The sequence below is a fragment of the Planomonospora algeriensis genome (genome assembly GCF_977012225.1).
In genome coordinates this window covers 1-3,912 of record NZ_CDRNDK010000525.1, presented here as the reverse complement: position 1 = coordinate 3,912, position 3,912 = coordinate 1, and the positions used below count along the sequence as shown (strand labels likewise).

The window sequence follows — 3,912 nt, the reverse complement described above, 5'->3', positions numbered from 1 at the left end:
CCCGGCCCGCTCCGGCGGGTCGTCCGGCGCGACCACCAGCCAGGTACCCTGCAGGACCGGTGCGGGCAGGCCGGTGACCGGCTGCCAGCCGAGCTGGTAGCGCGGATGCCCGTGTTCTGCGCCGGCGCCTCCGCGCAGCCTGGCCAGCGCGGGCAGCAGGTCGTCCAGCGTGGCTCCGCGCCGAGGCCGAGCGCGGCCAGCAGCCGGTCCGGGTCCTGGTGGGCGACGGCGTCCCACAGCTCCCGGTCGGGCGGTGCGGCCGCCTCGGCCGACGGCGGGTCGGGCCAGTAGCGCTGCCGCTGGAAGGGGTAGGTGGGCAGCTGCACGGTCGTGCCCGCGCCGATGACCGCTCCCCAGTCGACGCCGGTCCCGTGCGTGTGGACCCGGGCCAGCGCGTCGAGCATCGTGGCCGCCTCCGGCCGGTCCCGGCGCAGCACCGCGGCGGCCACGCCGGTCCAGCCCTCCAGGCAGTCCCCGGCCATGGCCGACAGCACGGCGTCGGGGCCGAGCTCCAGGAAGGCGGTGACGCCGCGGCTCTGCAGCGTCCTGATCCCGTCGTGGAAACGTACGGCCTGCCGCAGGTGCCGGACCCAGTACTCCGGTGAGGTCAGCTCCTCCGCGGTGGCCTGCTCGCCGGTGACGTTGGAGACGATGGGGATCGCGGGCGGGTGGAAGGCCAGCTCCCGGGCGACGCCGAGGAAGTCCTCCAGCACCGGCTCCATCAGCGGCGAGTGGAAGGCGTGGCTGACGGCCAGCCGCTTGGTCTTGTGCCCGCGCCCGGCCAGCAGCTCCGCCAGCTCCAGCACGCTCTCCTCCGCGCCGGACAGCACCACGGCGGCCGGGCCGTTGACCGAGGCGATGCCGACGCGGTCCTCGTACTCGGCCAGCAGCGGCAGCACGTCGGCTTCCGCCGCGCGCACCGAGATCATCGCCCCACCCGGCGGCAGCGCCTGCATCAGGTCGCCGCGCGCGGCCACGAGCTTGACCGCGTCGTCCAGGGAGAGCACGCCCGCGACGTGCGCGGCGGCGATCTCGCCGATGGAGTGGCCGGCCAGGAAGTCCGGGCGCACCCCCCAGGCTTCCAGGCAGCGGAACAGGGCGACCTCGACGGCGAACAGGGCCGCCTGGGTGTAGCGGGTCTGCTGGAGGAGGCCGGGGTCACCGGTGACGACTTCGCGCAGCGGCCGGTCGAGGTACCGGTCGAAGCGGGCGCAGACCGCGTCGAACGCCGCCGCGTACTCCGGATAGGCCGCGTACAGCTCCTCCCCCATCCCCGGCCGCTGACTGCCCTGACCGGTGAACAGGTAGGCGGTCCTGCCGCGGACCGCCGAACCGGTGATCACGCCGTCCGCCGGGCTCTGCGCGGCGTCCAGTCCGGTGGTGAGTTCGTCGAGGGTGGCGCCGAGTACGACCATCCGGTGCCTGAACGAGGAGCGCGTCGTGGCCAGGGACCGGGCGACGCCGGCCGCCGAGTGCCGCGTCCCCGACTCCAGGTGGCCGCGCAGCCTGCGCGCCTGGGCCTTCAGCCCGTCCTGCGTCTTGGCCGACAGCACCCACGGGATCAGCGGGCGCGCGGGCGCGTCCTGTGTTCCCTCCGGCTCCGGCGGCGCCTGCTCGAGGATGATGTGGGCGTTGGTGCCGCTGATGCCGAAGGACGAGACGCCCGCGCGGCGCGGCCGTGCGGTCTCGGGCCACGGCGTGGCCTCGGTGAGCAGGCGCACCGCGCCCGCCGACCAGTCCACGTGCGGGGTCGGCTCGTCCACGTGCAGGGTCTGCGGCAGCACGCCGTGCCGCATGGCCATCACCATCTTGATGATGCCTGCGACGCCGGCGGCGGCCTGGGTGTGGCCGATGTTCGACTTCACCGAGCCCAGCCAGAGCGGGCGGTCCTCGGGGCGCTCCTGGCCGTAGGTCGCCACGATGGCCTGCGCCTCGATCGGGTCGCCGAGGGTGGTGCCGGTGCCGTGCCCCTCGACGGCGTCGACGTCGGCGGCGGCCAGCCGGGCGTCGGCCAGGGCCTGCTCGATCAGGCGCTGCTGGGAGGGGCCGTTGGGCGCGGTCAGCCCGTAGCTGGCGCCGTCCTGGTTGATCGCGCTGCCGCGCACCACCGCCAGGACCGGGTGGCCGTTGCGGCGGGCGTCCGACAGCCGCTCCACCACGAGCATGCCCACGCCCTCGCCCCAGCCGGTGCCGTCGGCCGCGGCGGCGAAGGACTTGCAGCGTCCGTCGGCGGCCAGGCCGCGCTGGCGGCTGAAGTCGACGAAGACCGCGGGGGTGGACAGCACGGTGACGCCGCCGGCCAGCGCGAGCGAGCACTCGCCCCGGCGCAGCGCCTGTATCGCCAGGTGCAGCGCGACCAGTGAGGAGGAGCAGGCGGTGTCCAGGGTGACCGACGGCCCCTCGAAGCCGAAGGTGTAGGAGATCCGCCCGGAGGCGACGCCGGCCGAGACGCCGGTGCCGACGAAGCCGTCCAGGTCGTTCGCCAGGTTCTGCAGGTGCACCCCGTAGTCGTGGTACATCAGCCCGACGAACACACCGGTCCTGCTCCCGCGCACGGCGGCCGGGTCGATGCCCGCGTGCTCGAGCGCCTCCCACGACCCTTCCAGCAGCAGGCGCTGCTGCGGGTCCATGGCGACGGCCTCCCTGGGCGAGATGCTGAAGAACGCCGGGTCGAACGCCGTGGCGTCGTAGACGAACCCGCCCTCCCGCGCGTACGTGGTGCCGGGGTGCTCGGGGTCGGGGTGGTAGAGCTCGTCCAGGTCCCAGTTGCGGTCGGCGGGGAACATCGACATCGCGTCCCCTCCCCCGGCCACCAGGTTCCACAGCTCCTCCGGGCCGGTGACGCCGCCGGGCAGCCGGCAGCTCATGCCGACGATGGCGATCGGTTCCTCCGCGCTGACCGTGCCGCGGGCGGACACGGCCGCCCTGGGCCCGTCGAAGAGCCTGCCGCACAGGTACTGGACGAGGGTGACGGGCGTCGGGTAGTCGAAGACCAGCGTGGCGGGCAGCCGCAGCCCGGTGGCCGCGTTCATCCGGTTGCGGAACTCCACGGCCGTCAGCGAGTCGAACCCGGCCTCGTTGAAGGGCCGGTCCTGCTCCACGGCGCTCGAGTCGCCGTAACCGAGCACGGTCGCCACCTGGTCGAGCACCAGGTCCATCACGACCTTGGAGTGCTCGCTCTCCGGCAGGCGGGCCAGGCGCTCACGCAGCTGCGACGCGGCGGCCGGGTCGGAGCCGACCACGCGCCGCTTGGAGACGGGGATCAGCGCCTGCAGGATCGTGGGCAGGGCGCCGAACTGCGCCGCCATCCGCAGGTTGCGCGGCTCCAGCCGGATGGGGACCAGCGTCGCCCGGTCGGCGGCGCAGGCCGCGTCGAGCAGGGCCAGGCCGTCCCGGGTGGTCAGCGGGACGACTCCGGTGCGGGCCAGCCTGGCCCGGTCGGCCTCGCTGAGGGTGCCGGTCAGCCCGCTGTCCTGCTCCCACAGGCCCCAGGCCAGGGAGAGGGCGGGCAGGCCGAGCCTGCGCCGCCGTACGGCCAGGGCGTCGACGAACGCGTTGGCCGCCGCGTAGTTGCCCTGGCCGGGGCCGCCGAAGACGCCCGCGGCCGAGGAGAACAGCACGAACGCCGAGATCGGCAGGTCCTTGGTGAGCTCGTGCAGGTTCAGCGCGGCGTCGGCCTTGGGCCGCAGCACGGCGTCGATCCGCTCGGGGGTCAGGGTGGCGAGCACGCCGTCGTCGAGCGTGCCCGCCGCGTGGACCACCCCGGTGAGCGGATGCTCCGCCGGGACGGTCGCCAGGAGGGCGGACAGGGCCGTCCGGTCGGCGGCGTCGCAGGCGGCGACGGTCACGTCGGCACCGAGCTCGGTGAGCTCGGGCCGCCAGCCGGTCCGCGCCTGCGCGCCGGGGCCGGCG

General features: G+C 74.9%; 1 protein-coding gene. It reads right to left on the bottom strand.

Annotated features, from left to right (window positions below; translation table 11 throughout):
• The coding region (locus tag ACWJ6R_RS31710; protein ID WP_449065746.1) for a type I polyketide synthase at positions 1–3,912 on the bottom strand (3,912 nt) is incomplete at both ends.